The following is a 26439-nucleotide window of genomic DNA, read 5'->3' as shown; positions in this document are numbered from 1 at the left end:
TAACCGAAACGCCACTCACGACCCACCCGACCCACGCGAAAGGTGAGTCCCTGATGCTGCCCCTTCTCGCACCCGTGACGGTGCGCCCTCGCGACGACCGCGACCACGCCGACCGCATCGCCCTCTCGGCCGCGACGACCGGCGGCGTCCACATGGCGACGAAGGACGTCCGCTCGTGGATCGACGAACGCCGTGAGGCGAACGTCTTCCACGTCGAACGCATCCCGTTCGCCGAGCTCGACCAGTGGCGGTTCGAGGACGTGACCGGGAATCTCGTGCACAGCAGCGGGCGGTTCTTCGCGATCGAGGGCCTGCACGTGGTCGAGGCCGACGGCCCCCACGGCGACGGCCCGTACCGCGAGTGGCGGCAGCCGGTCATCAAACAGCCCGAGGTGGGCATCCTCGGCATCCTGGCCAAGGAGTTCGGCGGTGTCCTGCATTTCCTCATGCAGGCCAAGATGGAACCGGGGAACCCCAACCTGGTGCAGCTCTCACCGACCGTGCAGGCGACCCGCAGCAACTACACCAAGGCGCACGGCGGCACGAACGTCAAACTGATCGAGTACTTCGCCCCGCCCGACCCGGAGCGGATCATCGTCGACGTCCTCCAGGCCGAACAGGGCTCGTGGTTCTTCCGCAAGTCCAATCGCAACATGATCGTCGAGACCGTCGACGACGTGCCGATGTGGGACGATTTCTGCTGGCTCACCCTCGGCCAGATCGCGGAGCTGATGCACGAGGACGAGACGATCAACATGAACGCCAGGAGCGTGCTGTCCTGTCTGCCGTACCACGACGAGACCCCCGGCGCGCTGCTGTCCGACGTCCAGCTCCTGTCCTGGTTCACGAACGAGCGTTCGCGCCACGACGTGCGCGCGCGACGCATCCCGCTCACGGACGTCTGCGGCTGGAAACAGGGCGTCGAGGCGATCGAGCACGAGGACGGCCGGTACTTCAAGGTCCTCGCGGTCGCCGTGAAGGGCGGCAACCGCGAGAAGATCAGCTGGACCCAGCCGTTGCTGGAATCCGTCGGCACGGGGGTGGTCGCGTTCCTCGTCCGCGAGATCGACGGCGTGCCCCACGTGCTGGTGCACGCCCGCGCCGACGGCGGCTTCCTGGACACCGTCGAGCTGGCGCCGACCGTCCAGTGCACGCCCCAGAATTACGCGCACTTGCCTGCGGAGAGCCGGCCGCCTTTCCTCGACTACGTGCTGGACGCGCCGCGATCGCGGATCCGGTACGAGGCCATGCATTCCGAAGAGGGCGGCCGTTTCCTCAACGTCAGGGCCCGGTATCTCGCGATCGAAGCGGACGACACGGTCGAGGCCCCGCCCGGCTATGCCTGGGTCACCCCCGGGCAGCTCACCGCGCTCACCCGGCACGGGCACTACGTCAACGTCGAAGCCCGCACCCTGCTCGCCTGTATCAACGCCGCGTCGGCACAGCCGCAACGAGAGGGCTTGAAATGAAACAGATCACCGTCCTCGGGGCGTCGGGCTTCGTCGGCTCGGCCGTCACGCGCGCGCTGGCGCGGCAACCGATCCGGTTGCGAGCGGTGTCGCGCAGGAAGCTCACGCCACCGGACGGCCTGGCCGAAACGACCGTCGTCACCGCCGACCTGACCGACCGCGCCGCGCTGGCCGAAGCGGTCGCGGGCTCGGACGCGATCGTGTACCTGCTCCTCGCCGACGGCGGCTGGCGCGTCGCCGAGACCGAAGAGGCCGAACGCGTGAACCTGGGCGTGATGCGGGATCTCGTCGAAGTCGTGAGCGGACAGCCACTGGTGGTCTACGGCGGTGCCGCGTCGCAGGTCGGGGTGCCGCCCCGGGAGCCGATCGACGGGAGTGAGCCCGACGAGCCGGGCACCCCGTACGACCAGCAGAAACTGGCTGCGGAGCAGGTCCTCAAGAAGGCCACGGCCGACGGCCGCGTGCGCGGGATCAGCCTGCGGCTGCCGACGGTGTTCGGCGAGACCCTGACCGAGGGCGCGAACTCCGACCGCGGCGTCGTGTCCGCCATGGCGCGCCGCGCGCTCGACGGGCAGGACCTCACCATCTGGGGTGACGGCACCGTGCGCCGCGACCTGGTGCACGTCGAGGACATCGCGGCCGCCTTCACCGCGGCGCTGGCCGCACCGGACGCGCTGGTCGGCGGCCACTGGCTGCTCGGCGCCGGCCGGGGAGACCAGCTCGCCGACGTCTTCCGGCTCGTGGCGAAGGAAATGGCCGGGCACACCGGACGCGAGCCGGTGGACGTGGTCTGCGTCGAGCCTCCGTCGCACGCGCCGTCGACGGATCTTCGCAGCGTCACCATCGATTCGACGCCGTTCCGGGCGATCACCGGCTGGCGTCCGGAGATCTCACTGCCCGAAGGAGTGCGTCGCACCGTCGCCGCGCTGACCACCCCCGTTCACGGAAAGGCTCGCACATGACCACGCGCGTATGGGACTACCTCGCCGAATACGAGACCGAACGGCTCGATCTGCTGGACGCGGTCGAGACGGTGTTCAACTCGGGGCAGCTCGTGCTCGGCGCGAGCCTGCGCGGGTTCGAATCGGAATTCGCCGCGTACCACGGCGTCGGGCACTGCGTCGGGCTCGACAACGGGACGAACGCGATCAAGCTCGGCCTCCAGGCGCTGGGCGTCGGCCCCGGCGACGAGGTCATCACGGTGTCGAACACCGCCGCCCCGACCGTCGTCGCCATCGACGGCACCGGCGCCACCCCGGTCTTCGTCGACGTCCGCGAGGACGACTTCCTGATGGACACCGGCCTGGTCGAAGCCGCGATCACCGAACGCACCAAATGCCTGCTGCCCGTGCACCTGTACGGCCAGTGCGTGGACATGGCGCCGCTGAAGGCGCTCGCCGCGAAGCACGGACTGTCCATTTTGGAGGATTGTGCCCAGGCGCACGGCGCGCGGCAGAACGGCACGATCGCGGGCACGACCGGCGACGCCGCCGCGTTCTCCTTCTATCCCACCAAGGTGCTCGGCGCGTACGGCGACGGCGGCGCGGCCATCACCTCAGACGAGAACGTGGCCGCGAAACTGCGCCGTCTGCGGTACTACGGCATGGAGGAGCGCTACTACACCGTCGAGACGCCCGCCCACAACAGCCGGCTGGACGAGGTCCAGGCCGAGATCCTGCGGCGTAAGCTCAAGCGGCTCGACGCCTACACCGCGGGCCGCCGGGCGGTCGCCCAGCGCTATGTCGACGCCCTCGGCGACACCGAGCTGAAGCTGCCGAAGACCGTCCCCGGCAACGAGCACGTGTACTACGTGTACGTCGTGCGGCACCCGCGCCGAGACGAGATCCTCGAACGCCTCAAGGCGTACGACATCCACCTGAACATCAGCTACCCGTGGCCGGTGCACACCATGACCGGGTTCGCCCACCTCGGTTACGAGAAGGGTTCGCTCCCGGTCACCGAGAAGCTGGCGGGCGAGATCTTCTCGCTGCCGATGTACCCCGCGCTCTCGCCCGACCTGCAGGACAAGGTCGTCCACGCGGTCCGCGAAGTGCTGTCCACCCTCTGACCACAGGAGCAAAACCGTGCAAGCACGCAAACTCGCCGTCGAAGGCGCGATCGAGTTCACCCCGCGCGTCTTCCCCGACGACCGGGGCCTGTTCGTTTCGCCCTACCAGGAAGAGGCGTTCATCGAGGCCCACGGCGGCCCGCTCTTCCCGGTGGCACAGACGAACCACAGCCGGTCGAAACGCGGTGTGGTGCGGGGTATCCACTACACCGTGACCCCGCCGGGCACCGCGAAGTACGTCTACTGCCCCCGCGGCAAGGCACTGGACATCGTGGTCGACATCCGGGTCGGCTCGCCGACGTTCGGCAAATGGGACGCGGTCCTGATGGACCAGGAGGACTTCCGGACGATGTACTTCCCGGTCGGCGTCGGCCATGCCTTCGTGGCGCTCGAAGACGACACCGTCATGTCGTACATGATCTCCTCGCCCTACGTGGCGGAGAACGAGCTCGCCCTTTCGCCGCTGGACCCCGTGCTGGGCCTGCCGATCGACACCGACGTCGTGCCGATCCTGTCCGAACGGGACACGGCGGCCCTCACCCTCGGCGAGGCGGAGGAGCAGGGGATGCTCCCCGACTACGACGCCTGCCAGGAGATCGAACGGCGGCTGTCCGTTCTTCCGCTCTCCGTCTGACTTTCTCTTCATCCACGCCCGGCCGACGAGGGCCATCACGGACCCGACTCGGCGCCGCCCGAACGGCGGCGCCGACCGTGATGGCCCTCGAAGGCGCGGGCGCCCGGCCGGGTAATCGTTATCCAGGGCGGGCCGGGCGCACCGGCCCGCCGGGGGAAGGACGTCGAACTTGACGACCGATGGCCTTCAGCCGTCAATGGACACTTCGAAGTGGATCGCCTGGGTGCGGCGGCACCAGCGGTGGCTGCTCGCGGGCGCCGTGCTCGCCCTGCTCACCCAGATGGCGTTCGCGATGATCACGACCGCCGTGGAACAGTCCCCGACCATCGACGAGCCGGTCTACGTCGGCACCGCGGTGGTCTACCTCGAAGAGCACAGCCTGCGGTACAACCCCGAACATCCACCGCTGGGCAAGCTCATCATCGCGACCGGGGTGGCCCTCACCGATCCGAAGGTCGCCCCCGGCTTCACCGGCCACGAGTGGGAACTCGGCAAGCACGTCGTCTACGAGGCGGGCAACGATCCGGAACGGCTGATGCTGTTCGCGCGGCTGCCGGTGATCCTGCTGACGCTGTTGTTCGGGCTGGTCGTCTTCGCGTTCGCGTCCGATCTGGCCGGCCGCGCGGGCGGGCTGCTGGCGCTCACCCTGTTCACCTTCTCGCCAGACGTCATCGCGCACGGCTCGCTGGCGACGCTCGACGTGCCGGTGGCCGGGTTCCTGCTGACGTCGGTCTGGCTGGTGTGGCGTGCCCGGCGCCGCCCCGGTCTCTACCTGCCGCTCGCCGGGCTCGCCCTCGGCGCGGCCACGGCCACGAAAGTGCTTTCCCTGGTGGCGGTCCCGGTGCTGATCCCGCTGGCCGTGCTGTCCGTCTGGCACGCCCGCCGCGCCCGCGGTCTCGACCTGAAGTCCCCGGCGCTGCTCATCGGGCGTGGTGTGCTGGCGGCCGCCGGGATGGCGCTGATCGCGATCGCCGTCGTGTGGGCCTCCTACCTCGTGGTGGATCCGCGGCTGCGCTGGGAGACGTCGTCGGGAATGCAACCGCTGCACGGAATGCGCACCCTCGTCGAGTGGCTGCCGTTCCCGCAGCCGTTGAAGGACGGGATGCGGTTCCAGTTCGAACTCGAAGACCACGTGTGGCACAACTTCCTGTTCGGCAGGCACTACACGGGATCGCTGTGGTACTACGGCCCGGCCGCGCTGCTGGTGAAGACGCCGCTGGGCGCGATGGCGATCTGGCTGGCGGGCGCCGCCGTGCTGCTGTCGGTGCGGCGATTGCGCCCGGCCGCGCCGTACGTGCTCCTCCCGACCGCCCTGCTGATGGCCACGGCCATGGTCATCGTCCGCGACAACGGCGTGCGGTACCTGGCCTTCGCGCCGATGTTCCTCGCCGTCGCGGCGGCCGCGGTGCTCGTCGTCCGGAGACGGTGGGTGAAGGTGGCCGCGGTGACCGTCGTGGCCTTCGCCGCGGTCAGTTCGCTGATGACGTTCCCGTACTACCTTCCGTATTCCAACGAGGCGTTCGGCGGGCCGGAGAACACCCACCGGTACCTGCTGGATTCGAACGTCGACTGGGGACAGGACCTGGGCCGCCTGGCGGACCGCCTGAAGAAGGACTACGCGGGTGAACGCACCTGGCTCGTCTACCAGGGGAGTGGTCTGCCGTCCCACTACGGCATCGACGCCGCCGATCCGCTCACGGTGCCCGCGGACCAGGTGCACGGGGTGCTCGCCGTGTCGGATTCCGCCGTCCTGGGGGCTTTCTCAGACCCGATGGGCGGTGGCGGCACCGGCGGGGGCGGGCAGACCGGCGGTGTCACCGGCGATCTGGGCGCGCTGATCGCCGGGAGCACGCCGGTGGAGCGGGTGGGGCACTCCATGACGATCTACCGCCGCCCGTGACGCGCGGCCGGTCCACTTGAGACAGTCGCCCCATGTCGCGAAAGCCACTTTCGGGACACCAGATGTCCCGAAAGTGGCTTTCGCGACACGTACCAACCCGGTCCCGAATCGTGAGTCGGTAACGGTTTCCGGCGCGAAAAGGGCTTGGACGCGTTGACCATCGAGATCCGCGAAGCCTAATTTCGGAATTGTCCACTGAGATCCGCGAAAGGTGAGACCAATGCCCGCTGCGCAGGTCAAGCAGCTGCTTCGGAGCAAGCTCAGAACATGGGGGTGGATGTACCGATGACTACCATCATCGAACCGGCCGAAGACCTTTCCGTCCTCACCGGACTCACCGAGATCACCCGGTTCGCCGGCGTGGGGACCGCGGTCTCCTCGGCGTCCTACTCGCAGGCCGAACTTCTCGAAATCCTCGGCATCGAAGACCCGAAGATCCGCTCGGTCTTCCTGAACAGCGCCATCGAGCGGCGTTTCCTCACCCTGCCGCCGGAAGAGCGCGGCGGCGCCCGCGCGGCCGAACCGCAGGGCGATCTGCTCGACAAGCACAAGAAGATCGCCGTCGACATGGGCTGCCGCGCGCTCGAAGCCTGCCTGAAGTCGGCGGGCGCGACGCTTTCGGATCTGCGTCACCTGTGCTGTGTCACCTCGACCGGATTCCTCACCCCCGGCCTCAGCGCGCTGATCATCCGCGAGCTGGGCATCGACCCGCACTGCAGCCGGTCGGACATCGTGGGCATGGGCTGCAACGCCGGTCTCAACGCGCTCAACGTGGTCGCGGGCTGGTCCGCGGCGCACCCTGGCGAACTCGGCGTCGTCCTGTGCAGCGAGGCGTGCTCCGCCGCCTACGCCCTGGACGGCACGATGCGGACCGCGGTGGTCAACAGTCTTTTCGGCGACGGATCCGCGGCGCTCGCGCTCGTTTCCGGAGACGGGCGCGTGCCGGGTCCGCGCGTCCTGAAATTCGCCAGCTACATCATCACCGACGCGGTCGACGCGATGCGCTACGACTGGGACCGTGACCAGGACCGGTTCAGTTTCTTCCTCGACCCGCAGATTCCCTACGTGGTCGGGGCGCACGCCGAAATCGTCATCGACCGGCTCCTGTCCGGGACGGGTCTGCGCCGCAGCGACATCGGCCACTGGCTGGTGCATTCCGGCGGGAAGAAGGTGATCGACGCGGTCGTCGTCAACCTCGGCCTGAGCCGGTACGACGTCCGCCACACCACCGGGGTTCTCCGCGACTACGGGAACCTCTCCAGCGGCTCCTTCCTCTTCTCCTACGAGCGGCTCGCCGACGAAGACGTCGCCCGCCCGGGGGACTACGGCGTGCTCATGACCATGGGGCCTGGCTCCACAATCGAAATGGCGCTTATTCAATGGTGACGCGTAACGAGAACAATGGCGACCTGGTGCTGCGTTTCGACGGCTCCCGTCCGCTGTCCGCCGCGGCCGTCGAGGAGATCGCGGCGCTCTGCGATCGTGCCGAGGACCAGCGTGAGCCGGGGCCGGTGACCATCCACGTCACGGGTGCCCCGCCGGACGGCTGGGCGAAGGGACTCGCGGTCGGCCTGGTGTCCAAATGGGAGCGGGCCGTGCGCCGGTTCGAACGCCTCGGCAGGCTCACAGCCGTGGTGGCGTCGGGCGAATGCGCCGGGATGGCACTGGATCTCCTGCTCGCCGCCGACGTCCGGATCGCCGAGCCGGGTACCACGTTGCGGCTCGCCTTGGCGGGTGGCGGCACCTGGCCGGGGATGACCGTGTACCGGCTCACCAAACAGGCCGGCGCGGCGGGCATCCGGCGGGCGGTGCTGCTCGGCACCCCGATCGGGACGGACCGGGCGCTCGCCCTCGACCTGATCGACGAGGTGTCCGCCGACCCGGCCGCCACACTGTCCACAGTGGAGTCCGCGGTGGATGGCGCCGAGCTGGCGATCCGGCGCCAGCTGATCTTCGAGGCGGGCTCGACCGCCTTCGAGGAGGCACTCGGTTCCCATTTGGCCGCGGCGGACCGGGCCCTGCGGCGGGAAGCCAAGTCGTGACGACGGACAGTGCGCCAGGGCTCGATCTCCGGGCCCTGGCGGGCGAGGCCCACCGGGTCGACGACGAGATCCGGGCGGCGCGCACCGCCTTCGTCGAGGCGCACGCCGAAGAGATCTACGACGAACTGACCGACGGCCGGACGCGGTATCTGCGCCTCGACGAACTCGTCCGCGCCGCCGCGCTCGCCTTCCCCGGTCTGGTGCCGTCGGAGCAGCAAATGGCGGCCGAGCGGTCGCGTCCGCAGGCGGAGAAGGAAGGGCGCGAGATCGACCAGGGCATCTTCCTGCGCGGGATCCTGCGCGCGCCGAAGGCCGGTCCGCATCTGCTCGACGCCATGCTCCGGCCCACCGCCAGGGCGCAGCGGCTGCTGCCCGAGTTCCTCGAGACCGGTGTGGTGGAGATGGAGGCCGTCCGGCTGGAACGCCGTGACGGCGTCGCGCACCTGACCCTGTGCCGCGACGACTGCCTGAACGCCGAGGACGCCCAGCAGGTCGACGACATGGAGACGGCCGTCGATCTGACGCTGCTCGATCCGTCCGTCCGGATGGGACTGGTGCGGGGCGGGGTGATGAGCCATCCCCGCTATCTGGGGCGCCGCGTGTTCTGCGCGGGGATCAACCTCAAGAAGCTCAGCGCCGGCGAGATCCCGCTCGTCGATTTCCTGCTGCGGCGCGAAACGGGCTATATCCAGAAGATCTTCCGCGGTCTGCTGACGGACGATTCCTGGCATTCCAGGTTCACCGACAAGCCGTGGATGGCGGCCGTCGATTCCTTCGCCATCGGCGGCGGGACCCAGCTGCTGCTGGTCTTCGACCACGTGCTGGCGGCGTCCGACGCGTACCTCAGCCTCCCGGCGGCGAAGGAGGGGATCATCCCCGGGGTCTCGAACTTCCGGCTTTCGCGGATCGCCGGACCCCGTGTGGCCCGGCAGGTGATCCTCGGTGGCCGCAAGCTGCGAGCGGACGAGCCGGACGCGCGGTCGATCGTCGACGAGGTCGTCGCGCCGGAGGAGCTGGACGCGGCGATCGACGGCGCGCTCGTCCGGCTCGACGGGGAAGCCGTGGTCGCGAACCGGCGCATGCTGAACCTCGCCGAGGAACCGCCTGAAGAATTCCGCCGGTACATCGCGGAATTCGCGCTGCAGCAGGCTTTGCGCATCTACGGCGCGGACGTGATCGGCAAGGTGGACGGTTTCGCGGTGGGCTCGCGATGAGCGAAGGACCGGTGCGGTACGAGAAGAAGGACCACGTCGCGTACGTGACGATGGACCGGCCCGAAGCGCTGAACGCGATGAACCGGCGGATGCACGCGGAACTCGCCGGGATCTGGGACGACGTCGAAGCCGACGACGACGTCCGGGTGGTGGTCCTGACCGGCGCGGGGGATCGCGCGTTCTCGGTCGGGCAGGACCTCAAGGAACGCGCGCGGCTGACCGAGGAGGGCGTCGAGGCGTCGACGTTCGGCAGCAGCGGTCAGCCGGGCCATCCCCGGCTGACCGACCGGTTCACCCTGTCCAAACCGGTGATCGGCCGGGTGCACGGCTACGCACTGGGCGGCGGTTTCGAACTGGCGCTCGCGTGCGACATCGTCGTCGCCTCCGACGAGGCGGTCTTCGCGTTGCCGGAGGTCCGGCTCGGCCTGATCGCCGGGGCGGGCGGGGTGTTCCGGCTGCCGCGGCAGCTGCCGCTGAAGGTGGCGATGGGATATCTGCTGACCGGCCGGAGAATGGACGCGGCGACGGCACTCCAGCACGGACTGGTCAACGAAGTCGTGCCGTTCGCCGAATTGGACCGGCGCGTCGCCGAATGGACGGACGATCTGGTGCGCGCGGCCCCGCTTTCGGTCCGCGCGATCAAGGAGGCCGCGCTGCGCTCGCTCGACCTCCCGCTCGAAGAGGCGTTCAAAACCTCGTATCCGTGGGAAGAACGGCGACGGACCAGTGTGGACGCGAGCGAAGGACCCCGTGCGTTCGCCGAGAAACGGGATCCGGTCTGGACCGGTCGCTGAATTCGGGTTGGACCGTTGTTCCGTGTGGCGAATGGTGGAAGATTCCGGGTAAGAGACTTTCTCGCTCGAACAACGCCGGGTTTGTTTCTTCGTTCACCCGAGACCGCCGGCCGGGCCGGAAATCCCGGCTTTCCCTTCGCCCGGTGCCGGCAGAAATCCTGGATATCTGTGATGACAACGCTCGCCACGGTCGAACTCGACAACCAGCGCATCGACCGGATGGTCCCGCTGGTCACGCCCGCCCTGCTGCACCATGAACTGCCGCTCGGCGCCAACGCGGCCGACACCGTGCGCCAGGGCAGGGAAAACGTCCTGCGCGTCCTCGACGGCACGGACGACCGGCTGCTCGTGATCGCCGGGCCCTGTTCCATCCACGATCCCGCGGCGGCGCTCGAATACGCCGACCGCCTCGCCGCCCTCGCCGGCCGGTTCGCCGACGATCTCCTGGTCGTCATGCGCGTGTACTTCGAGAAGCCCCGCACGGTCGGCGGCTGGAAGGGGCTCATCAACGACCCGCACCTCGACGGCACCGGCGACGTCAACCGCGGCCTGCGCATCGCCAGGGACCTGCTCCTCGAACTCGCCGAGGGCGGACTGCCCGCCGCGTGCGAATGGCTGGACACCACCATCCCGGCGTACCTCGCCGACACCGTCTCGTGGGGCGCGATCGGCGCCCGCACGGTGGAAAGCCAGAACCACCGCATGCTGGCCAGCGGGCTGTCCATGCCGGTCGGTTTCAAGAACCGCCGCGACGGCGATGTCACCGTCGCCGTCGACGCCATCCGTGCCGCCGAAGCGCGCCACGTCGTCCCCGGCGTCGATCCCAGCGGCCTGCCCGCGATCCTGCACACGGTCGGCAATCCGGACTGTCATCTCGTGCTGCGCGGCGGCAACAGCGCGCCCAACCACAACCCGGCGTCCGTCCGCGCGGCGCTGACCACCCTGCAGAACGCGGGGCTGCCGCGGCGGGTGGTGATCGACGCCAGCCACGACAACAGCCGCAAGGACCATCTGCGCCAGGCCGTCGTCGCCGGCCAGATCGCCGAACAGATCAAGAACGGTCAGCGCGGCATCGTCGGCGTCATGCTCGAATCCAACCTGAAGGCGGGCCGCCAGGACCTCCACCCCGACCGCCCGCTTACCTACGGCCAGTCCATCACGGACGCCTGCATCGACCTCGCCGCCACCCAGGAGGTCCTGCGGACCCTCGCCGCCGCGACCTCCGCCCGCCGCTCCGGCGTGCGCGCCCTCTGACCACGCGAGTTACGCCCCCAATCACGCGAGTTACGTCTCCAATCACGCGAGATGCGCGTCTGATCACGCGAGATGCGCGTCTGATCACGCGTGTCGTCCGTCTGATCACGTGAGGCGTCCGTCTGGTCACGCGTGTGCGCTATCCGATCGACTCGGCGCAGCCCATCGCGGTGTTCGGCGCGGCGTCGCCCCGGGTGCGTTCGAGATGCGCCTCGCCCCAGACGCGGACGCCCTCGACCACGGGCAGGACCGTGACCCCGTAAGCAGTGAGCCGGTAGATGACGCGCGCCGGGACCGGCCCGGTCGCCACGCGTTCGACGAGTCCGTCGGCCTCGAGTTCGCGCAACTGCTCGGCCAGGACCTTGGGGGTGATGGGGGCGCCCCGGCGGCGGAGGCCGGCGAAATGGGTCTCCCCGTGAGCGAGCCAGTACAACAGGGTCAGCTTCCATTTCCCGCCGATCGCGGCGAACGCCGCGGCCATCGGACAGCCGGGCAGCGGGTTGGGACGCGGAAGGTTACCCGCAGGTGCCTTCTTGTCCATGGTCGTCCTCCGCTCGGATAGTCGGACCATGACCGTGCCATACAAACGAATCCTGACGGTGGGCCTTTCGGCCCTGATGCTGATCGCCTCGGCGGCGTCGGGCGCCGCGTCGACGTCGGGCACCGATCCCCAGCGGGCTTTCGACTGGGAGATCGGCACCTGGCGTTCCACGGTGCGGGTGCTCGCCGAGCCGCTTTCGGAATCCGCGGACCAGTGGCTCCAGTTCGCGGGCACCAGCACCGTCCGCCCGCTCATGGACCGGCGGGCGAACGCCCTCGAATTCGAGGTCTCGGGTCCCGACGGGCGCATTGACGCGCTCAACCTGCGGCTGTACGAACCGCAGGCGGGCCGGTGGAGCCTGACCTTCGTCAACATGCGGGACGGCCTGCTCACCCCCTCGGTCTACGGCGGGTTCCGCGACGGTGTCGGTGAGTTCCACGGCGACGACCAGCTCGGCGGACGTCCGATCAAGGTGCGTTTCCTCGTCTTCCGGCACGGCCCGGACGAGGCGCGTTTCGAGCAGGCGTTCTCTGCCGATGGCGGGACGACCTGGGAGACGAACTGGGTCGCCGTGGATCACCGGATCCGCCGCTGAGGCGCTTTGTGGACAGCTGAGGCTGGTCGGTCAGGGGCAAGGCAAAGGCGTGAGTGCGAAGGGAACTTTCGCTGCCGATCCGCACCAGGGGGTCGTGATCGGACGGACGACGCTCGGGAGAATACGGTCGTCGTCCACGTACAAACCCGTTCTGTACCGGTGGTTCTTGCTCGCCGGGGTCTTGCTGGGTGCCGGCCTTGGCCGTGTCGCGAAAGCCACTTTCGGGACATCAGACGTCCCGAAAGTGGCTTTCGCGACACACCTCCAGAACGGGACCGGAGCCTGACCGACAGCAGTCGCTAGCCGACACCGTCGAGCAATGCCAGCTCCTCCTCGCTCAACCGGATGCCGCCCGCCGCGACGTTCTCCTCCAGATGCCGGGGGTCGCCAGTCCCAGGGATGGCGAGCACGTGCGCGCCTCGGTGCAGGGTCCAGGCGAGCCGGATCTGCGCCGGGGTCGCGTCGTGCGCCGCGGCGACCTTCGCGACCTCGGCCTGCCCTGGAACGGCGTCGGGCGCGGCGACGCCGGGAAGCGAAGTGGTGACGGCGAAGAACGGCACGAACGCGATGCCGTGTTCGCCGCAGAGGTCGAGCAGCGCGTCGTCCTCCCGGTCGGCCAGGCCGTAGCGGTTCTGCACGCAGACCACCGGAGCGATCGTCAGGGCCTCGGTCAGCTGGTCCGCCACGACGTTGGAGACACCCAGATGGCGGATCAAGCCGGCCTCGCGCAATTCCGCCAGCGCGCCGAAATGTTCCGCCACTGAGCCCGGCTCCTTGCCCATCGCGGCCCCCCAGCGCAGATTGACGACGTCGAGGTGGTCGAGGCCGAGTTGCCGGATGTTCTCTTCGACCTGGCCGCGGAGCTGATCCGGGCGTGCGAAGGAGAATTCGCCGTCGCGGTCGCGGCCCGCGCCGACCTTCGTGGTGATCACGAGGCCTTCGGGGTAGGGCTGGAGCGCAGTGGCGATCAGTTCGTTCGCCGAGCGCGTAGGCGTGAAGTAGAACGAAGCGGTGTCGATGTGGTCGACGCCGAGTTCGATCGCGCGGCGCAGGACGGCGATCGCGCTTTCGCGGCTCTTGGGCTTCTCGTCCCACGGCATCCCGGTCAGCCGCATCGCGCCGAGGCCGATCCGGTTGACGGTGAGGTCCCCGAGCCGCCAGGTTTCGTGAAAGTTCGTCATGACCACCAGCGTCGTGACGAGGCCTTCCGTAGTCAGAAAATGGCAACAACCTGCCACCGGGTCGCGCGGTTGAGGCAGTATCGATGTCATGCGGACGAGTGATGCGGTCACGGTCGTACGCGGCGAGGAAGAGCTGTTCCGCCGGGTCGGGCACCTGTTCTCGACCGTGACCGACATGGCGTGCGCGGCCAACGACCTCGCGACCTGGGTCGCCGCCCACGGAGCGGGCGAGATCGCCGAGCGCCGGGCGGGCGAGGTCCGGATCCGCAAGATCTACCGGGCCGGTCTGCTGCTCGACCCGGGAGCCGCGCAGGAGCTCGCGAGGGTCCGCGACCGGCATGGAGCCCAGGTCCGCATTTCCACCGAGGACGTCAACGAGACGATCGTGATGGACGGCAGGCTCGTCATCCTGGCGGGGGATCTCGTCGCCGGGCAGCGCGGCTACAGCGTCATCACCCAGCCCGAAACCGTGCAGGGCGTGATGTCGCTGTTCGAGGCGACCTGGCGAGCCGCGACCGATCTCGCCGTCTTCGACGCGCGGGTGTCCGAGATCCGGCGGCTCGCGCCCGCGGTGCTGGACCTGCTCGGCAGCGGCGTCAAGGACGAAGCCGCCGCCCGGAGCCTCGGCCTCGGCGTGCGGACCTACCGGCGCCGGGTGGCCGAGCTGATGGCCGCACTCGGTGCCGAGTCCCGATTCCAGGCCGGCGTCCGGGCGCGCGAGCTGGGCTTGGTCTAGACGCCCGACCGGGTGAGCTTCGGCTGCTGGAGGCAGGTGCCGGGAGGGTAAGATCTCTGCGCCGAGGAAGCCGGTGAAATCTTCCGGGAACCAACGCGCCGCCGGATGCGTCGATGTACACGAACGGCGTCGACGCGTTTCGGGAAACGGCGCGCACACGTGGGTGTGAACTCATAGGGTGCGCGGGTAGACATCGTGGGTCAGGCAAGCACGCGCGCAGGCGCCGGACTGGAGGGATCATTCATGACTCGCCGATTCGATCCAGAGCAGATCGCCGCACTGGCCAAGAAGGTCGGCGGGCTCAAGGACGGCTTCACCGGCACGGGCAAGGACCTGGGCGACGGCGATCCCGGAGGCGCGTTCGGCGACCTGAAGAACGCGGCCAGCACGGGGACCACGATGAAGGGTTTCCACCGCGGCGTGAACGCCGAACTGGCGGCCGCCGCGAAGCTCGTCGACGCCGCGTCGAACGCGCTGGCCAACGCCGCGCAGCGGATGCGGAACGACGAAGCCGCGGGTGTCGACACCCTCCGCGGCAACGGTCGCGAGCGGGACTGATCGGACTGAAGACGGGAATCAGGGGGATTTACCGATGACCACCGCGGAGCGGAATCCGAGCACGCTCGACGACCCGTCGCACGACCGCCCGAAGTCGCTGGACGCCATCGACAAACACGCCCAGCAGACGCAGAAGCTCAACTCGGGCGCGGTCAACGACCAGGCCAGGAAGGTCGGCGGAGCCGCCACCAGGGCCAACGACCTCGGAGACGATCTCAAGGTCTTCCGCGACGACGTCCTGCGCCACTGGGAGGGCAAGGACGCCGACGCCGTCGCCGACCACCTCGAAAAGCTCGGCAAGGCCAGCTACAAGGTGAGCGACAAGGCCGAGGCGGCCAAGAACATCCTCCAGCGGGTGTCCGAGATCCTCGACGAGGTCAAGAAGAAGGTCGCACAGCTCGCCCAGGAAGCCAACGACAAGGACGCGGACAACCGCAAGCTGATCGACTCGGCTCGCCGCCGGAAGAACAGCTCCGAGGACGACAACGAGATCGCCGCCGCCGCGTCGGACATCGAGCGGCTCCGGCAGCTCAACGAAAAAGACTCGAACAGCAAGAAGGACGAGATCGAGAAGGCGCTCGACGACGCCGAGAAGCAGATCGACGATCTCCTCAAGCCGCTCGGCCTGGAGATCGAGGGCGGTTTCATCGAGCTCATCCCCGCCGACGACGGCCAGACCACGGCGTCGAGCGTCAACGCGAAGCCGGTCAACTCCAACCTCAGCAGCACACCCAGCTACGGCGGGGGAGACGGCGGCGGTGGTGGAGGCGGCGGCGGTGGCGGTGGCGGCCCCGCCGGGGTGCCGGGCGACGGCAGGCCCGCGAAGCCGATCGACGCCCGGGGCGACAACCCGGCGAAGATCGCCGAGCAGTTCCTCGGCCGCAACGCCGGCGACCTCAAGGGCAGCGGCGAGCTGCCCGCCATGCAGTCGTGGGTGCCGAACAACGTCAACTGCGCGAACTTCGTCTCCGGCTGTCTCGAGGCGGCGGGCCTGATCGACAAGGGGCAGGCCAGTGCCTCGGTCGCGGGCCTGACGGCCAACCTCGAAGCGGACGGCTGGAAGTCGGTGCCGCTCTCCGAAGCGAAACCCGGCGACGTGGTGATCTCGAACAACGGCGGGCACGTCGTGTTGTACGCGGGCGATGGCCAGTTCATCGGCTCGAACAACGTCAACCCCGACGGTTCGCAGAGGATCAGCATGGGCGGCGGTGGCGGCCTCGTGAAGATCCTCACCCCGCCGACCTGATCCGACAGACCGCCAGAGCAGCACCGGGCAGGCTGACGCGTTCGCTCGCGTCGCCGCCCGCCAGTGGGAGGTAGCTCGATGTACACCCCGTCCGCACGACCCGTCCCGGTGTCGCTGAACCCCGGCGACCCGGTCCGGGAGGCGGTACTCCAGGCCGCCACCGCCCGGCTCGACCAGGAATTCGGTGATCGGGTCCAGGTCGCCGTGGAACAGCTCGACCGGCTCGGCCCCTGGGTGTTCCTGCAGGGGACGATGCGCGGCACTGAACCCGGTCGCTCGTACTACGCAGGCACCATCTACGAGAACAAGCGGGCCGACGGCGTCATGTCCGACGTCTACGTCGCCCTGCTCAAGAAGAGGAGCGAGACGGGCGTCGACGACGACCCGCGGTCCTGGCGGGTGGCCAACTGCGCCATCGGCCCGACCGACGTCGCCTGGCTGACGTGGCCGGACGAGCACGAGGTGCCGCAGGAGCTCTTCGGCTTCTGAGCCGCTTTACGAGACCCAGTCCGGCAGGGCGCGGGCGATTTCGCCGGGGGAGGGCATCCGGGCGATCTCCCCGGCGATCGCCCTGGCCGCGTCGCGATGGTCGTTCCGCCCCAGCAGGTTCCCGACGTGTGCGGCGACGGCTTCCGCGCTCGGTTCGCCGGGGTGAAGACTCAGCGCGGCACCTGCCGCGCACAGGGCTTCGGCGTTGGCGAACTGGTCGGCCCCCTGCGGGAGGACCAGTTGCGGGACGCCGGCGGAGAGCGCGCCGAGTGTCGTCCCGCTGCCGCCGTGGTGCACGACCACGTCGGCGTGCGGCAGCAGCTCGGCTTGCGGGATCCACTCCCGCACCGTCACGTTGCCCGGCACGGCGCCGAGTTCCTCCGGGCGGACCCGGCCTGAGGCGACCACCACGTCCGCGCCGAGCGGAGCCAGCCCGCGGATCACTGTGCCGAGGAGTTCCGGCGTGCCGAAGGCGGTGCCGAGCGTCAGATAGATCAGCGGGCGAGCGGACTTTTCGACGCGCCACGGTGGTGTCGCCGGTTCGGAATAGGGCACGGGACGCAGCGCGACGCGTTCGGCCGTCGCGAGGAAGTTCTTGTCCTGCAAGGACTGTGGGCAGATGTCGAGATGCGGCCGGTCGGGCCTCGTCGGCGGTTCGAGCCCGATCCCGTCGGGGAACATGCGGCCGAATCCGTGCCAGAGACCGGGGATCCCGGCGCGCTCGGCGGCGATGGCCACCCCGGGCTGCCCCCATTCGTGCACGACGAGGTCGGGCCGTAGCCGGGCTAGATCCGCTTCGACATCCTCGGCGTAGATCTCGTAGAACGCGTCCGTCGGGCGAAAGGGCCTGAGACCGTTCTTCAGCAGCGGCGGGTGGACGTTCTCTCCGGCGGCGAAATGCACCTCGTGCCCTGCGTCCCTGGCGGCGATCGCGAGCGGGATCAGCGGATACGTATGACCGACCGAGGCGAGGCTGGCGAAGAGGATCCGCATGCGCACCAGTTTCATTCAGATGTTCAACCCAGATGTTGACGCCATCTGAATGCTAGCGCGGATTCCTGGGGCGCGCCGCGACGGGCTGCGGATCCGCCAGCAGCACGATCATGTCCAGCGCTCGTTCGAGGTCGCCGTGGGCGCGCACGGGGTCCGGATTGGCCACGTACTGCAGGATCAGGCCGTCGACCGAGGCCAGCGCGAGCCGTCCCAGCGTGTCGAATCCGACGGCGCAACGTTCGCCGGCGGCGATGGCGGCCTGTTCGCAAAGCCTGGTCACGAGCGAGATGTAGGCCTCGTACTGGGATCGGGCGAGGTCTGGCGCCTCGCTCCGGAGCGAGTAGCTGGAGAGCTCGTACTGCATGATCTGCAAGCCGACGTCGCCCTCGACGAGTTTGTCCCAGAACGTCGTCATGCCCGTCCGGAGCGCGTGCTCGAAGCCCCTGTCCGGGTCGAGGCCGCTGCGCAGCGCGTCGGAGATGTCCTCGACGACCGTGCCGATGACCGCGCGCAACAGCTGGTCCTTGCTGGGGAAGACGTAGTGCAGGGTGCCCAGCGAGATCCCCGCCTCGGCGGCCACCGAGCGGAGCGTGGTCCCGGGTACGCCGATCCTGCTGAGCACCCGGATCGCCGCGGTGACGATCTGCCCCTCGCGTTCCGCCGCCTTCACGTAGGCCATCCGGCTTCTCCTTCGTCGGTCGTGTCCGAGTTTCGCATATCGGCCCTTGTGCGGGGTGGACGCCTGTCCTACTTTAAGTCGGACAACCGACCGACAAATTGGGGAGTCTGCCGTGCGCACTGTCGATGTCGTGGTGATCGGAGCGGGCCTCGCCGGGTTGACGGCCGCTCGCGAGCTGACCGGCGCGGGCCGCACGGTCGCCGTGCTGGAGGCGCGGGACCGGGTGGCAGGCCGCAACCTCGGCCACGAACTGGTCAACGGGGTCCCGGTCGAGATGGGCGGTCAGTGGATCGGCCGGACGCAGACCGAGGTCCTGAAGCTGGTCGCCGAACTCGGCCTCGAGACGTTTCCGACCTACGACGACGGGGCGGCGGTGACGGTCTACAACGGCAGGCGCACCACCTACACCGACGTGACCTTCGGGCTGTCCGACCAGGCGCTGCTCGAAGTCGGCCGGATGAAGTTCGAACTCGAGGCGTTGGCGGACACCGTGTCGCTCGCCTCGCCGTGGACGTCAGCCGCGGAGCTGGACCGCAAGACCCTGGACGAATGGCTTCGCGCCGCCACGAGCGACGCCGAGGCCCTCGCGTTCTGGGGAGCCGTCGTCCCCGCGGTGTTCTCCGCGGAGCCGGCGGAGATGTCGTTGCTGCACTTCCTGTTCTACGTCAAATCCGCGGGGTCGCTGGACGTCCTCGTCGCCACCACCGGCGGTGCGCAGGAGCTGCGCGTCGTGGGCGGTACCCACCTGATCTCCTAGCGGCTCGCCGAACGGCTGGGCGACGTCGTCACGCTCGGGGCGCCGGTCCGCGGTATCGCCCACCACGCGGACGGGATCGAGGTGCGCCACGACGGCGGGCGGATCGCCGCCCAGCGGGTGATCGTGGCGATCCCGCCCACCCTGGCGGGACGGCTGCACTACGAACCGCCGCTCCCGGCGGCGCGCGACGGGCTGACCCAGCAGATCCCGATGGGCAGCGTGATCAAGGTGCAGGTGGCCTACCCGGCGCCGTTCTGGCGCGACGCAGGGCTCAACGGCTTCGCGTTCAACCTGGACGACCCGCTCTGCGTCACCCTGGACAACTCGCCGCCGGACGGCTCCTGCGGAGTGCTCGTCGGATTCTTCGAGGGCGCCCACGCCCGCGATGCCGCCCGTCTGTCGCCCCGGGAACGCCGCGAGGCCGCGGTGGCCACGCTGGTGAACCAGTTCGGGCCGGAAGCGGCGGAACCGATCGATTACGCCGAACAGAACTGGATGGAGGAGGAGTACACGCGGGGCTGTTACGGCGGCCGCCTCGGCGCGGGCGTGTGGACCCAGTACGGCGCCGCCCTGGCCGAACCGGTCGGGCGAATCCATTGGGCGGGCGCGGAGACCTCCGACATCTGGAACGGCTACATGGACGGCGCCGTCCGTTCCGGGCATCGTGCCGCGGCCGAAGTTCTCGCTCACCTGGAGGGGTGAACGCCGAAACCGGCGGCCGGGTGAAGTCCCGGCCGCCGGTTTTCCCGGTGTCAGGGGCGGTAGATCTCCTTGACCGTGGTGATCTGGTCCGCACCGTTCACGCTGATCCGCGCGAGCACCGGGTTGCCGTCACGCAACTGCTGGATCAGCTGGTCCTTGCCGCACGGCAGGTCGCCGTAGCCCTCGTCGTCGACGGTGACCGATTCGCCGGGGCACAGGGTGGCCGCGCTGAACACCTCCGCGCCGGACCGCAGCGGAAGCCGGTACGTCTTGCCGCCGGACTGGTCGGCCATCAGCTGGAAGCGCACCATTCGCAGATTGGCGTCGTATCCGGTGAACTGCACATCCTGCGTGGTGTTCGGGAATTTGCGGTTCTGTTCGCCGCCCGCGCGCCTCGTCTCCAATTGCAGGGAGCTGTTCGGCACGCCGCAGACCACCTCGGTGCCGGATTCCGTCAGACGGGCACAGGTCCATTTGCCCTGAACGTCGAGCACTCGTTCGCCGGGGCCTTCGGCCTGCGGCAGTTTCGCGTAATACTCGGTGATCACGTTGTACGCCTCGGTGCAGCCCGGTGTGGTGCCGTCGGTCGCGGCCACCGCGATCAGATCCATTCGCGGCCGCCCTGGGGCGCCGACCTGGCCACCGTGCTTGCTGCAGTTGACATCGCCGTTGGTCGACTCGGCGCCGGAACCTCCGGCGGCCGCCCCCTGGCCGCCACCCGCCTGCGCCTGTTCGACGGCCGCGTTCTTCACCGGAGAACCATTTCCCGCGACATTGTTCCCGCCGCACGCGGAAAGGAGTGCGGTGGCGGCGAACGCGCCGCCCACAATGGCGGTTTTGATCGTCTTCTTCGCGGTGAATTTCATTTCAGCGCCCCTCTCGCATCCGTTGTTCGAAGCTTTGTCCGGAAGACGCCGGAAGCGGAATGGGGTTGCTTCGAAAGGCCCGTGCGGCGCAGAGGTGCCCGAAGGTCCGGACCGCCGTGTCCGCGAGGGCACGACCTCGGTTTGCCACGCAACCTCCCCGGCATGGGCCGCCGGGGAGGTCGCGAAGGCGGTTACGGGATGACGCGGTTGCGCAGGTTGTTCGGGTACGGGCCTTCACCGTGGATGTTCAGCTCGTTGCCCACCTCGAAGCTGTAATACGGGTGCGAGCTGAAATAGCTGTCCAGATTGGTGCCGCCGAAGCAGATCAGGTCCGCGCCACCGGCCGCCCTCGGCCCGTTGCACAGGCTGAGCGTCGGGTACCGGAAGGAATCCACCGGCCGGAAACCGGCACCGCCGGGGCCGGGAACGGGCAGATGCCCGACCAGCCCGCCGGGGTCACCCGGCCAGTTCGACTCGACGGGCTGCCGCCGCCCGTCCGCGAACAGCACGCCCTGGATGTTCCGTCCGGGTGGTTCGGTTTCCAGCACCGTGCCCGCGACGAGGGCGCCGAGACTGAAACCGACGATGTAGACCTTCGTTTCGAGGTCGCAGCCATAGGTGACATAGAGGTTGTAAAGCGCCGTCCGGAGATTGGCGACCCCCGCGTCGACGTCGGCGTACAGATTCACGTCCCCGGCGCCGTTCGGATACGGAATGCGCACCGGGTCGGCGCCGCCGGGCGCGAACGCCCGGTCCAGGAGTTTCTGCGCTCCGCCGTCCTGGTAACCCGGCACGACGAACATGACGGGCCCGCACGGTCCGTCCGGCCGTGCGGGCGCCGCCTGCGCCGCGCCTGCTCCGGCGATGGCGCCCGCCAGGGTGACGACGGACAGGACGGCGGTCGCGAGCAGACGTGCTCCGGTTCTTTTCATCGGTTTCTCCCCACTGTCGGGTTTGCCCGCCGAACGCTAATGAGCGCCGATGAAATACCGATGAAATGCGGGGAATTACGGTCGCCGTACCCGCTTTCGGGTGAAATCGCCGTTATGGCCTCAAGTTCGCCGCCGTCGACCGTGAGGTAGTTTTCCCGATATGACGAAAAAGCGTGGGATTTCGCTGCTCGCACTGGTCGCGTGCCTGGCCATCGGGGGTTGTGGTGGTGATCCGCTGCCGCCCGCCCCGGCGGCAGCGGGATCGAGCCAGCCGGCGACCGGGACCCCGGCGGCATCGGGTTCGGCGTCGGCTTACCCGATGCCCGCGGGCTGGCCGTCGCCCGAGTTCCCGTTGCCGCCGGGTGGTACCGCGTCCGGTCCCCGGGCGACCGACACCGCGGTGTCGTTCCGGATCTCCGGCGTGGACACCGAGACCGCGAAGGGTTTCTACGCGGAGTCGTTGCCAGGTCTCGGTTATGCCGACACCCACAACGCGAACCTCGCCATCGTCCGCTACGAGGGGAACGGTCTGAAGATCCTGGTGCAGGACGAACAGAGCGGCACGGCGCGCGTCACCATCACGAAGACGGCGGACTGACTGTCAGGCCCTGGTGTTGACGCTGACGGGCCTGGAACCGGTGCGCGGGACGCCGCCCTGGAGGGTGGAGGAGATGCCGACGCGGGTGGAGCAGTTGATGACCTGGTAGTGCAGGTGATAGTCGGTGGACGCCCCGGTGGTGCCGGACCAGCCGACGACCCGGCCCTGCGGGACCCAGGTACCCGCGTTGTAAAGGGCCCGGTTCAGGTGCGCGTAGTGCGTGCAAGTGCCGTTGGAGTGCCGGATGATCACCTCGATACCGTTCTGCCAGTACGGCGACCAGTCCGAGACGAGGATCTGGCCGCCCTGCGCGGCGGAAACCTCGTAGTTGGCCGGAAGTGCGAAATCCCAGGCGTATTCGTTGTAGGGGCCGGTGTGGGAGAAGGTTCCTTCGGGTCCCTGGGAGACGGTGTAGGCCTCGCCCGCCGGGAACGGCAGTTCGTAGTAGTAGTTCGCGGCCGAAGCCGTGCCCGAGCCGGTGATCGAGAGACCGGCCGCCATCAGTACGGCGGCCGCGATCGTGCCGAGCCGGCGCGGTAATGCCCTTCCGGTGATGCCCATGGCGTCCTCGCTTTCCGAGTGATCAAGGCCCTGTCGTCGGCAGGGTGTCCCTGACTAAACAGGCAGGCCACGGCTCGGACAATGGTGCGTTCAGGGCTTGCGCGAAGGCGGCGAAAGGGTTATCGAGAGGTCGACTGCCGAGCAGGTCTCAGTGGTGCGACCGGATAGTCCATAAAGGACGGTAAGTCGTCGCGGGTCCGGTTTGGCTCTGGTTCGTTCGTGGCCCACGTCGGGGTTGGCGTGTTGCGAAAGCCACTTTCGCAACCTTCAACGTTGCGAAAGTGGCTTTCGCAACACACCACTCACGTTCCATCCCGCTGGGCAGGCGTGCGCGATGACGGTCCGGCGGTGTCCTCTTAAGACGGACGTTGCCCGCCGATCACGTCACCGGCGCCCGGCGTTCAGGATGACGAGGAACTGGCCTCCGCCCGGCTCGACGCCCGCGGTCACCGGCAATCCCGGTACCAGGCGGGAAAACCGGTCTTCGAGCCACTCCGCGGCCTCTTTGGCGTCTCGCTCCGTCGGGCAGCGGGCGACCAGTTCGCGGCCTCCCTTGCGCTCCAGCCGTCCGGCGACGGTGATCAGCGGCGCGGGGTCGGCCACGTGGAGGCGGTCCGGCCAGGCGATGACCACCTTGACCGCGCCCTTACGCGTGTTGCACCCGCGATGCGCGAGCCGCTCGGGGATCTTGGCCTTCCGGTCGGCGGTCCGGCTGTCCACGCTCGGCCCGCGCGGGTCGTTCACCGACATGTCCGGGTCGACCGGTTCGTCGCACACCCAGCAGCGCCAGCCGTCGCGCTCGGCCACGTCATCGAGAAGACTCATCCGGCCAACCTAGCCTGCGCGATCCGCGCGTTCGCCGGGGCGCGGGTGTCGCGAAAGCCACTTTCGGGACATCAGATGTCCCGAAAGTGGCTTTCGCGGCGCCGCCTACTTCGTGCAGTGGATCCCGGCTTCACCCCGGTACATCACGAAGCTGATCTTCACCGAGTACAGGTGGATGGTCACGCACTGGTCGGGCGTGTACCCGTAGACGGAGGCGTGATCGTAGGCCTGCTGCAACGCCGTCCGCTTGGCCGAGGCCGACGTCTTCTCCACGGTGGTCCCGAGGAACGCCCTGGTCTCCGCGGCGCTCGCCACCCCTGGCGCGAGTGTCATGAGTCCCGCGAGGGCCACGGCGGCCCCCGTCGCGCGGGCGATCGTCCTGTTCATGCTTTCCCCTTTCATCGCTGGCAGTAGAGCTCGACGATCGCGCTGTAGTAGTAGAAGTGCGACCGGACGTCGGACGCGCGGACGTAGCACTGCGAGTCCAGCCAGTTCGTGTTCCGGGCGTACGTCCGGGCGACCTTTTCCGCCGACCCGATGGCGTCCGACGGGCCCGGGCCGATGCCGGAGCCGTAGAAGTATCCGGTCTCCACGGCGAGTGCCGGCGTCGCCGACACGGTCATCGCGGCGGCCGCCAGTGCCACCGCGGTCAGCAACTTCCTCATGAGAGCTCCCCCTTCTGGGTCGTCAGCCAGAATCGACTGACTCCCTTCAGTCATTCATCTCAGCTAACGTGGTGACCGTAAGGGACCGCAGGCGTTTATGTCAACTCATGTGAACGTGACGAAGGCTGAGATTCATTTCAGCTTACGGAGGTGAAGATGACCGAACCACGGGCGACCACGCTCACCGACCGGATCGACCGCCTCTTCCAGGTGGTCCGGCGGCCCAACGGCGAGCAGCACAGCCACGAGGAGGTGGCACGGGCCTGCCGCGAGATCACCGGCGAGTCGTTTTCCGCCGCCTACCTCTGGCAGCTGCGGACGGGCCGCCGGGACAATCCGACCAAACGGCACCTCGAAGCGCTCGCGGCGTTCTTCCAGGTGCCGCCCGCGTACTTCTTCGACGACGAACAGGGAAGGGCTCTTGCCGAAGAGGTCGAGTTGCTGGGAGCGTTGCGCAACACCGCGGTGCGCAACCTGGCGTTGCGCGCGGTGACGCTGTCCGAGGAGGGGCTCGGCACCGTGACCGACATCGTCGAGGCGATCAAGCGGCGCGAGGCCATGCGTGACCAGGGGGAGTAGCGATGTTCGGCAGGAAGAGCGCGCTCTGGCGCAGATGTGAGCGGATCGCGGCCACCGTGCGGTTACCGGAACCGTTCGACGTCACCACGTTGTTCGGCGAGGTCGCGGCGATGCGTGGGCGGCCCATCGAACTGGTGGCGCTCGAGGCGCGGCCGGGGGCGCCGTGCGGGGTGCTCGCGGCCACCGACCGGGCGGACTACGTGTTCTACACGCGGGACACGTCTCCGTTGCACCAGCGGCACATCCTGCTGCACGAACTCGGCCATCTGCTGTGCGGGCACGTCGAAGGCGAGGTGCGGCCGGAGGCGATCGCCGCGATGGTCGCGCCCTCGCTTTCGGCCGACCTGGTCCGCCGGGTCCTTGGCCGCACCACGTACGCGCAGGAGCAGGAGAAGGAGGCCGAACTCGTCGCATCGCTGCTCATGCGCCGAGCCGTGAGCGCCGCGCCGGAATCCGACCGGCTGCGCCACGCCCTCGGTTCATGATCAGCTATCTGTCCGCCGCGCTGCTGGCGGCGATCGGCCTCGCCCGGCTGATGACGGTTCGCGCCGGGCCGAGGCATCTGGCCACGTTCTTCCTCAGCATGGCGGCGGGCCTCGCCCTCTCCGCCGACGCCACGGTCCGGTTCCTCGGCGACGACCTGCTCCCGCGGCTGGTCACCAACGCGCTGCAACTGCTCGCGATGCGCGCGCTCGTCCAGCTGGTCCGCAGCACCCGGTCACCGGAGAAGCCGACGCCGTTCTGGCCCATCCTGCTGTGCTGGGCGCTGATGGTCCTGTGCTACCTGGACATCGCCCCGCATCGGCTGGAGGTGGGCACGCCCGCGTTCCAGTGGCGGTGGAGCGTCGTCGTCTACCAGGTCGTCCTCACGACGTACGGGATGGCCTGCCTGGTGATGTTCACGCGCACGCTGGCCCGCAGTGCCAAGGTCCGTCCACAAGGGACATTCCGGACCGGGCTGCGGATCCTGGTCTGCGCCGCCGTCGCGACCATCGTGTGGGTGCTGTTCTCCGGGCTTCCCTCACTGTGGCTGGAGATCACGGACCTCGCGGACCTCGACTTCCTGCCGCGCGCCCGCCTGGTCGGCCTCTGCGCGATGGTGCTGTGGGTCGCCGGCGGATTGTTCACCACCTGGGACGGCGCGCTCCGGCTGGTGCGCGCGTGGCGCGGGATCCGGGCGGTGACGCCGTTGTGGAAGGAACTCGTCGCCGCCCATCCGCAGATCGCGCTGCCCGTCCGCCACGACCTCGAATTCACCTTGTACCGCAGGGTGATCGAGATCCGTGACGGTCTCCTCGCCGTGCGGGCACACGTTCCGCCGCAGCTCGGGGACTGGCTGCGCACCCCGGTCGACGGACCCACGCGCGCCGCCGCCGAACTCGCGGCGGCGCTGGTGATGCGGGAAGCGGGCCGCAGCTGGCCGAACCACCCGGCGGGTCCGCAACCCAGCGTGCGGGACGAAAGCGCCTGGCTGAGCGCCATGTCGTCCGCGTTCACGAAGTCCCGTGTCGTGCGGGAGGTACGCGAACGCGCGCTGGCGGAGGCCGGGCGCCTGTCCTGA

At 68.9% G+C, this 26439-nt stretch carries 29 protein-coding genes and 1 pseudogene; 20 read left to right on the top strand and 10 right to left on the bottom strand.

Annotated elements, in window-relative coordinates; genetic code table 11:
• Positions 1 to 53 precede the first annotated feature (53 nt).
• The 10 genes from NQK81_RS15400 (at position 54) to NQK81_RS15355 (ending at position 11375) form a co-directional block, all read left to right on the top strand.
• Positions 54 to 1469 carry an NDP-hexose 2,3-dehydratase family protein gene (locus NQK81_RS15400; protein ID WP_257488749.1) on the top strand — a complete coding sequence of 472 codons (1416 nt, stop codon included), beginning with the start codon at positions 54 to 56 and terminating at the stop codon, positions 1467 to 1469.
• On the top strand, positions 1466 to 2431 hold the full coding sequence (locus NQK81_RS15395) for an NAD-dependent epimerase/dehydratase family protein (protein WP_257488748.1): 966 nt from the start codon (positions 1466 to 1468) through the stop codon (positions 2429 to 2431). The genes NQK81_RS15400 and NQK81_RS15395 overlap by 4 nt, the downstream gene beginning before the upstream one ends.
• Positions 2428 to 3537 (top strand): DegT/DnrJ/EryC1/StrS family aminotransferase, encoded by a 1110-nt coding sequence (locus NQK81_RS15390; protein ID WP_257488747.1) that lies wholly within the window; start codon positions 2428 to 2430, stop codon positions 3535 to 3537. The genes NQK81_RS15395 and NQK81_RS15390 overlap by 4 nt, the downstream gene beginning before the upstream one ends.
• A gap of 16 nt (positions 3538 to 3553) precedes the next feature.
• Positions 3554 to 4171 carry a dTDP-4-dehydrorhamnose 3,5-epimerase family protein gene (locus NQK81_RS15385; RefSeq protein WP_257488746.1) on the top strand — a complete coding sequence of 206 codons (618 nt, stop codon included), beginning with the start codon at positions 3554 to 3556 and terminating at the stop codon, positions 4169 to 4171.
• Between the two features lie 196 nt (positions 4172 to 4367).
• Complete coding sequence (locus tag NQK81_RS15380) at positions 4368 to 6071, top strand: ArnT family glycosyltransferase (protein WP_257488745.1); 1704 nt, start codon at positions 4368 to 4370, stop codon at positions 6069 to 6071.
• Between the two features lie 285 nt (positions 6072 to 6356).
• On the top strand, positions 6357 to 7457 hold the full coding sequence (dpgA, locus tag NQK81_RS15375; RefSeq protein ID WP_126733854.1) for a 3,5-dihydroxyphenylacetyl-CoA synthase DpgA: 1101 nt from the start codon (positions 6357 to 6359) through the stop codon (positions 7455 to 7457).
• Positions 7451 to 8113, top strand: coding sequence for an enoyl-CoA-hydratase DpgB (dpgB, locus tag NQK81_RS15370; RefSeq protein ID WP_257488744.1), 663 nt, complete (start codon positions 7451 to 7453; stop codon positions 8111 to 8113). The genes dpgA and dpgB overlap by 7 nt, the downstream gene beginning before the upstream one ends.
• The gene (dpgC, locus tag NQK81_RS15365) at positions 8110 to 9327 is read left to right on the top strand and encodes a (3,5-dihydroxyphenyl)acetyl-CoA 1,2-dioxygenase DpgC (RefSeq protein WP_257488743.1); all 1218 of its coding nucleotides are present in this window, start codon (positions 8110 to 8112) and stop codon (positions 9325 to 9327) included. The genes dpgB and dpgC overlap by 4 nt, the downstream gene beginning before the upstream one ends.
• Entirely contained in the window at positions 9324 to 10121 is a 798-nt protein-coding gene (gene dpgD / locus NQK81_RS15360; protein WP_257488742.1) for an enoyl-CoA-hydratase DpgD, read from the top strand. Before dpgC ends, dpgD begins: the two co-directional genes overlap by 4 nt.
• A gap of 171 nt (positions 10122 to 10292) precedes the next feature.
• Positions 10293 to 11375: a 3-deoxy-7-phosphoheptulonate synthase gene (locus tag NQK81_RS15355; RefSeq protein ID WP_257488741.1), complete on the top strand. Its 1083-nt coding sequence runs from the start codon at positions 10293 to 10295 to the stop codon at positions 11373 to 11375.
• A 139-nt stretch (positions 11376 to 11514) separates the two neighbouring features.
• Here NQK81_RS15355 and NQK81_RS15350 read toward each other — a convergent pair whose 3' ends face one another.
• Complete coding sequence (locus NQK81_RS15350) at positions 11515 to 11916, bottom strand: winged helix-turn-helix transcriptional regulator (RefSeq protein WP_257488740.1); 402 nt, start codon at positions 11914 to 11916, stop codon at positions 11515 to 11517.
• A gap of 28 nt (positions 11917 to 11944) precedes the next feature.
• Between NQK81_RS15350 and NQK81_RS15345 the strand changes: the two genes are divergently transcribed.
• Complete coding sequence (locus tag NQK81_RS15345; protein ID WP_257488739.1) at positions 11945 to 12511, top strand: hypothetical protein; 567 nt, start codon at positions 11945 to 11947, stop codon at positions 12509 to 12511.
• Between the two features lie 299 nt (positions 12512 to 12810).
• Here the strand turns inward: NQK81_RS15345 and NQK81_RS15340 are convergent, their stop codons facing one another.
• The gene (locus NQK81_RS15340; protein WP_257488738.1) at positions 12811 to 13692 is read right to left on the bottom strand and encodes an oxidoreductase; all 882 of its coding nucleotides are present in this window, start codon (positions 13690 to 13692) and stop codon (positions 12811 to 12813) included.
• A gap of 88 nt (positions 13693 to 13780) precedes the next feature.
• Here NQK81_RS15340 and NQK81_RS15335 point away from each other — a divergent pair, with 88 nt between their 5' ends.
• The 4 genes from NQK81_RS15335 (at position 13781) to NQK81_RS15320 (ending at position 16721) form a co-directional block, all read left to right on the top strand.
• Complete coding sequence (locus NQK81_RS15335; RefSeq protein ID WP_126733848.1) at positions 13781 to 14428, top strand: response regulator transcription factor; 648 nt, start codon at positions 13781 to 13783, stop codon at positions 14426 to 14428.
• Between the two features lie 243 nt (positions 14429 to 14671).
• Positions 14672 to 14986, top strand: a complete 315-nt coding sequence (locus NQK81_RS15330) for a hypothetical protein (protein WP_257488737.1) — start codon at positions 14672 to 14674, stop codon at positions 14984 to 14986.
• A 34-nt stretch (positions 14987 to 15020) separates the two neighbouring features.
• Entirely contained in the window at positions 15021 to 16232 is a 1212-nt protein-coding gene (locus tag NQK81_RS15325; RefSeq protein ID WP_257488736.1) for a peptidoglycan-binding protein, read from the top strand.
• Positions 16233 to 16310: 78 nt separating this feature from the next.
• Positions 16311 to 16721, top strand: a complete 411-nt coding sequence (locus tag NQK81_RS15320) for a hypothetical protein (RefSeq protein WP_257488735.1) — start codon at positions 16311 to 16313, stop codon at positions 16719 to 16721.
• 6 nt (positions 16722 to 16727) lie between these two features.
• Here NQK81_RS15320 and NQK81_RS15315 read toward each other — a convergent pair whose 3' ends face one another.
• Together NQK81_RS15315 and NQK81_RS15310 are read right to left on the bottom strand one after the other, a co-directional pair.
• Positions 16728 to 17714, bottom strand: coding sequence for a glycosyltransferase (locus NQK81_RS15315; RefSeq protein ID WP_257488734.1), 987 nt, complete (start codon positions 17712 to 17714; stop codon positions 16728 to 16730).
• Between the two features lie 52 nt (positions 17715 to 17766).
• Positions 17767 to 18393, bottom strand: a complete 627-nt coding sequence (locus tag NQK81_RS15310; protein ID WP_126737683.1) for a TetR/AcrR family transcriptional regulator — start codon at positions 18391 to 18393, stop codon at positions 17767 to 17769.
• Positions 18394 to 18448: 55 nt separating this feature from the next.
• Between NQK81_RS15310 and NQK81_RS45410 the strand changes: the two are divergent.
• Positions 18449 to 19852: pseudogene (locus NQK81_RS45410) on the top strand (flavin monoamine oxidase family protein).
• A 50-nt stretch (positions 19853 to 19902) separates the two neighbouring features.
• Here NQK81_RS45410 and NQK81_RS15295 read toward each other — a convergent pair.
• Both NQK81_RS15295 and NQK81_RS15290 read right to left on the bottom strand, forming a co-directional pair.
• Complete coding sequence (locus NQK81_RS15295; protein ID WP_257488732.1) at positions 19903 to 20718, bottom strand: hypothetical protein; 816 nt, start codon at positions 20716 to 20718, stop codon at positions 19903 to 19905.
• 191 nt (positions 20719 to 20909) lie between these two features.
• The gene (locus tag NQK81_RS15290; protein WP_257488731.1) at positions 20910 to 21650 is read right to left on the bottom strand and encodes a hypothetical protein; all 741 of its coding nucleotides are present in this window, start codon (positions 21648 to 21650) and stop codon (positions 20910 to 20912) included.
• 160 nt (positions 21651 to 21810) lie between these two features.
• Here NQK81_RS15290 and NQK81_RS15285 point away from each other — a divergent pair, with 160 nt between their 5' ends.
• Positions 21811 to 22248, top strand: a complete 438-nt coding sequence (locus NQK81_RS15285; protein WP_257488730.1) for a hypothetical protein — start codon at positions 21811 to 21813, stop codon at positions 22246 to 22248.
• 3 nt (positions 22249 to 22251) lie between these two features.
• Here NQK81_RS15285 and NQK81_RS15280 read toward each other — a convergent pair whose 3' ends face one another.
• The 4 genes from NQK81_RS15280 to NQK81_RS15265 all read right to left on the bottom strand — a co-directional run bounded on the left by NQK81_RS15280 (position 22252) and on the right by NQK81_RS15265 (position 24299).
• Positions 22252 to 22809: a M23 family metallopeptidase gene (locus NQK81_RS15280; protein ID WP_257488729.1), complete on the bottom strand. Its 558-nt coding sequence runs from the start codon at positions 22807 to 22809 to the stop codon at positions 22252 to 22254.
• 384 nt (positions 22810 to 23193) lie between these two features.
• The gene (locus tag NQK81_RS15275; RefSeq protein WP_257488728.1) at positions 23194 to 23634 is read right to left on the bottom strand and encodes a hypothetical protein; all 441 of its coding nucleotides are present in this window, start codon (positions 23632 to 23634) and stop codon (positions 23194 to 23196) included.
• Positions 23635 to 23739: 105 nt separating this feature from the next.
• A complete protein-coding gene (locus NQK81_RS15270; protein ID WP_192746216.1) occupies positions 23740 to 24021 on the bottom strand; it encodes a hypothetical protein in 282 nt (93 codons plus the stop codon).
• A gap of 11 nt (positions 24022 to 24032) precedes the next feature.
• A complete protein-coding gene (locus NQK81_RS15265; RefSeq protein ID WP_126737688.1) occupies positions 24033 to 24299 on the bottom strand; it encodes a hypothetical protein in 267 nt (88 codons plus the stop codon).
• Positions 24300 to 24455: 156 nt separating this feature from the next.
• On the opposite strand from NQK81_RS15265, the gene NQK81_RS15260 reads away from it, so the two are divergent.
• From NQK81_RS15260 to NQK81_RS15250, 3 genes are read left to right on the top strand one after another with little or no spacing between them, the layout of a single operon-like run.
• Positions 24456 to 24878, top strand: a complete 423-nt coding sequence (locus tag NQK81_RS15260) for a helix-turn-helix domain-containing protein (RefSeq protein WP_257488727.1) — start codon at positions 24456 to 24458, stop codon at positions 24876 to 24878.
• Between the two features lie 2 nt (positions 24879 to 24880).
• Positions 24881 to 25363 carry an ImmA/IrrE family metallo-endopeptidase gene (locus tag NQK81_RS15255; protein WP_126737690.1) on the top strand — a complete coding sequence of 161 codons (483 nt, stop codon included), beginning with the start codon at positions 24881 to 24883 and terminating at the stop codon, positions 25361 to 25363.
• Positions 25360 to 26439 (top strand): MAB_1171c family putative transporter, encoded by a 1080-nt coding sequence (locus NQK81_RS15250; RefSeq protein WP_257488726.1) that lies wholly within the window; start codon positions 25360 to 25362, stop codon positions 26437 to 26439. The genes NQK81_RS15255 and NQK81_RS15250 overlap by 4 nt, the downstream gene beginning before the upstream one ends.

Origin of the sequence: Amycolatopsis roodepoortensis (assembly GCF_024628825.1) — a bacterium.
Classification (GTDB): domain Bacteria; phylum Actinomycetota; class Actinomycetes; order Mycobacteriales; family Pseudonocardiaceae; genus Amycolatopsis; species Amycolatopsis roodepoortensis.
This window is presented reverse-complemented; position numbering and strand designations above follow the sequence as displayed.

What these genes read in the sequence shown, in the direction of transcription:
- NQK81_RS15400 (WP_257488749.1), top strand. Translation starts at nt 54, where the DNA reads ATGCTGCCCCTTCTCGCACCCGTGACGGTGCGCCCTCGCGACGACCGC.
- NQK81_RS15395 (WP_257488748.1), top strand. Translation starts at nt 1,466, where the DNA reads ATGAAACAGATCACCGTCCTCGGGGCGTCGGGCTTCGTCGGCTCGGCC.
- NQK81_RS15390 (WP_257488747.1), top strand. Translation starts at nt 2,428, where the DNA reads ATGACCACGCGCGTATGGGACTACCTCGCCGAATACGAGACCGAACGG.
- NQK81_RS15380 (WP_257488745.1), top strand. Translation starts at nt 4,368, where the DNA reads ATGGACACTTCGAAGTGGATCGCCTGGGTGCGGCGGCACCAGCGGTGG.
- dpgA (WP_126733854.1), top strand. Translation starts at nt 6,357, where the DNA reads ATGACTACCATCATCGAACCGGCCGAAGACCTTTCCGTCCTCACCGGA.
- dpgB (WP_257488744.1), top strand. Translation starts at nt 7,451, where the DNA reads ATGGTGACGCGTAACGAGAACAATGGCGACCTGGTGCTGCGTTTCGAC.
- dpgD (WP_257488742.1), top strand. Translation starts at nt 9,324, where the DNA reads ATGAGCGAAGGACCGGTGCGGTACGAGAAGAAGGACCACGTCGCGTAC.
- NQK81_RS15355 (WP_257488741.1), top strand. Translation starts at nt 10,293, where the DNA reads ATGACAACGCTCGCCACGGTCGAACTCGACAACCAGCGCATCGACCGG.
- NQK81_RS15350 (WP_257488740.1), bottom strand. Translation starts at nt 11,916, where the DNA reads ATGGACAAGAAGGCACCTGCGGGTAACCTTCCGCGTCCCAACCCGCTG.
- NQK81_RS15345 (WP_257488739.1), top strand. Translation starts at nt 11,945, where the DNA reads ATGACCGTGCCATACAAACGAATCCTGACGGTGGGCCTTTCGGCCCTG.
- NQK81_RS15340 (WP_257488738.1), bottom strand. Translation starts at nt 13,692, where the DNA reads ATGACGAACTTTCACGAAACCTGGCGGCTCGGGGACCTCACCGTCAAC.
- NQK81_RS15335 (WP_126733848.1), top strand. Translation starts at nt 13,781, where the DNA reads ATGCGGACGAGTGATGCGGTCACGGTCGTACGCGGCGAGGAAGAGCTG.
- NQK81_RS15330 (WP_257488737.1), top strand. Translation starts at nt 14,672, where the DNA reads ATGACTCGCCGATTCGATCCAGAGCAGATCGCCGCACTGGCCAAGAAG.
- NQK81_RS15325 (WP_257488736.1), top strand. Translation starts at nt 15,021, where the DNA reads ATGACCACCGCGGAGCGGAATCCGAGCACGCTCGACGACCCGTCGCAC.
- NQK81_RS15320 (WP_257488735.1), top strand. Translation starts at nt 16,311, where the DNA reads ATGTACACCCCGTCCGCACGACCCGTCCCGGTGTCGCTGAACCCCGGC.
- NQK81_RS15315 (WP_257488734.1), bottom strand. Translation starts at nt 17,714, where the DNA reads ATGCGGATCCTCTTCGCCAGCCTCGCCTCGGTCGGTCATACGTATCCG.
- NQK81_RS15310 (WP_126737683.1), bottom strand. Translation starts at nt 18,393, where the DNA reads ATGGCCTACGTGAAGGCGGCGGAACGCGAGGGGCAGATCGTCACCGCG.
- NQK81_RS15295 (WP_257488732.1), bottom strand. Translation starts at nt 20,718, where the DNA reads ATGAAATTCACCGCGAAGAAGACGATCAAAACCGCCATTGTGGGCGGC.
- NQK81_RS15290 (WP_257488731.1), bottom strand. Translation starts at nt 21,650, where the DNA reads ATGAAAAGAACCGGAGCACGTCTGCTCGCGACCGCCGTCCTGTCCGTC.
- NQK81_RS15285 (WP_257488730.1), top strand. Translation starts at nt 21,811, where the DNA reads ATGACGAAAAAGCGTGGGATTTCGCTGCTCGCACTGGTCGCGTGCCTG.
- NQK81_RS15280 (WP_257488729.1), bottom strand. Translation starts at nt 22,809, where the DNA reads ATGGGCATCACCGGAAGGGCATTACCGCGCCGGCTCGGCACGATCGCG.
- NQK81_RS15275 (WP_257488728.1), bottom strand. Translation starts at nt 23,634, where the DNA reads ATGAGTCTTCTCGATGACGTGGCCGAGCGCGACGGCTGGCGCTGCTGG.
- NQK81_RS15270 (WP_192746216.1), bottom strand. Translation starts at nt 24,021, where the DNA reads ATGAACAGGACGATCGCCCGCGCGACGGGGGCCGCCGTGGCCCTCGCG.
- NQK81_RS15265 (WP_126737688.1), bottom strand. Translation starts at nt 24,299, where the DNA reads ATGAGGAAGTTGCTGACCGCGGTGGCACTGGCGGCCGCCGCGATGACC.
- NQK81_RS15260 (WP_257488727.1), top strand. Translation starts at nt 24,456, where the DNA reads ATGACCGAACCACGGGCGACCACGCTCACCGACCGGATCGACCGCCTC.
- NQK81_RS15255 (WP_126737690.1), top strand. Translation starts at nt 24,881, where the DNA reads ATGTTCGGCAGGAAGAGCGCGCTCTGGCGCAGATGTGAGCGGATCGCG.
- NQK81_RS15250 (WP_257488726.1), top strand. Translation starts at nt 25,360, where the DNA reads ATGATCAGCTATCTGTCCGCCGCGCTGCTGGCGGCGATCGGCCTCGCC.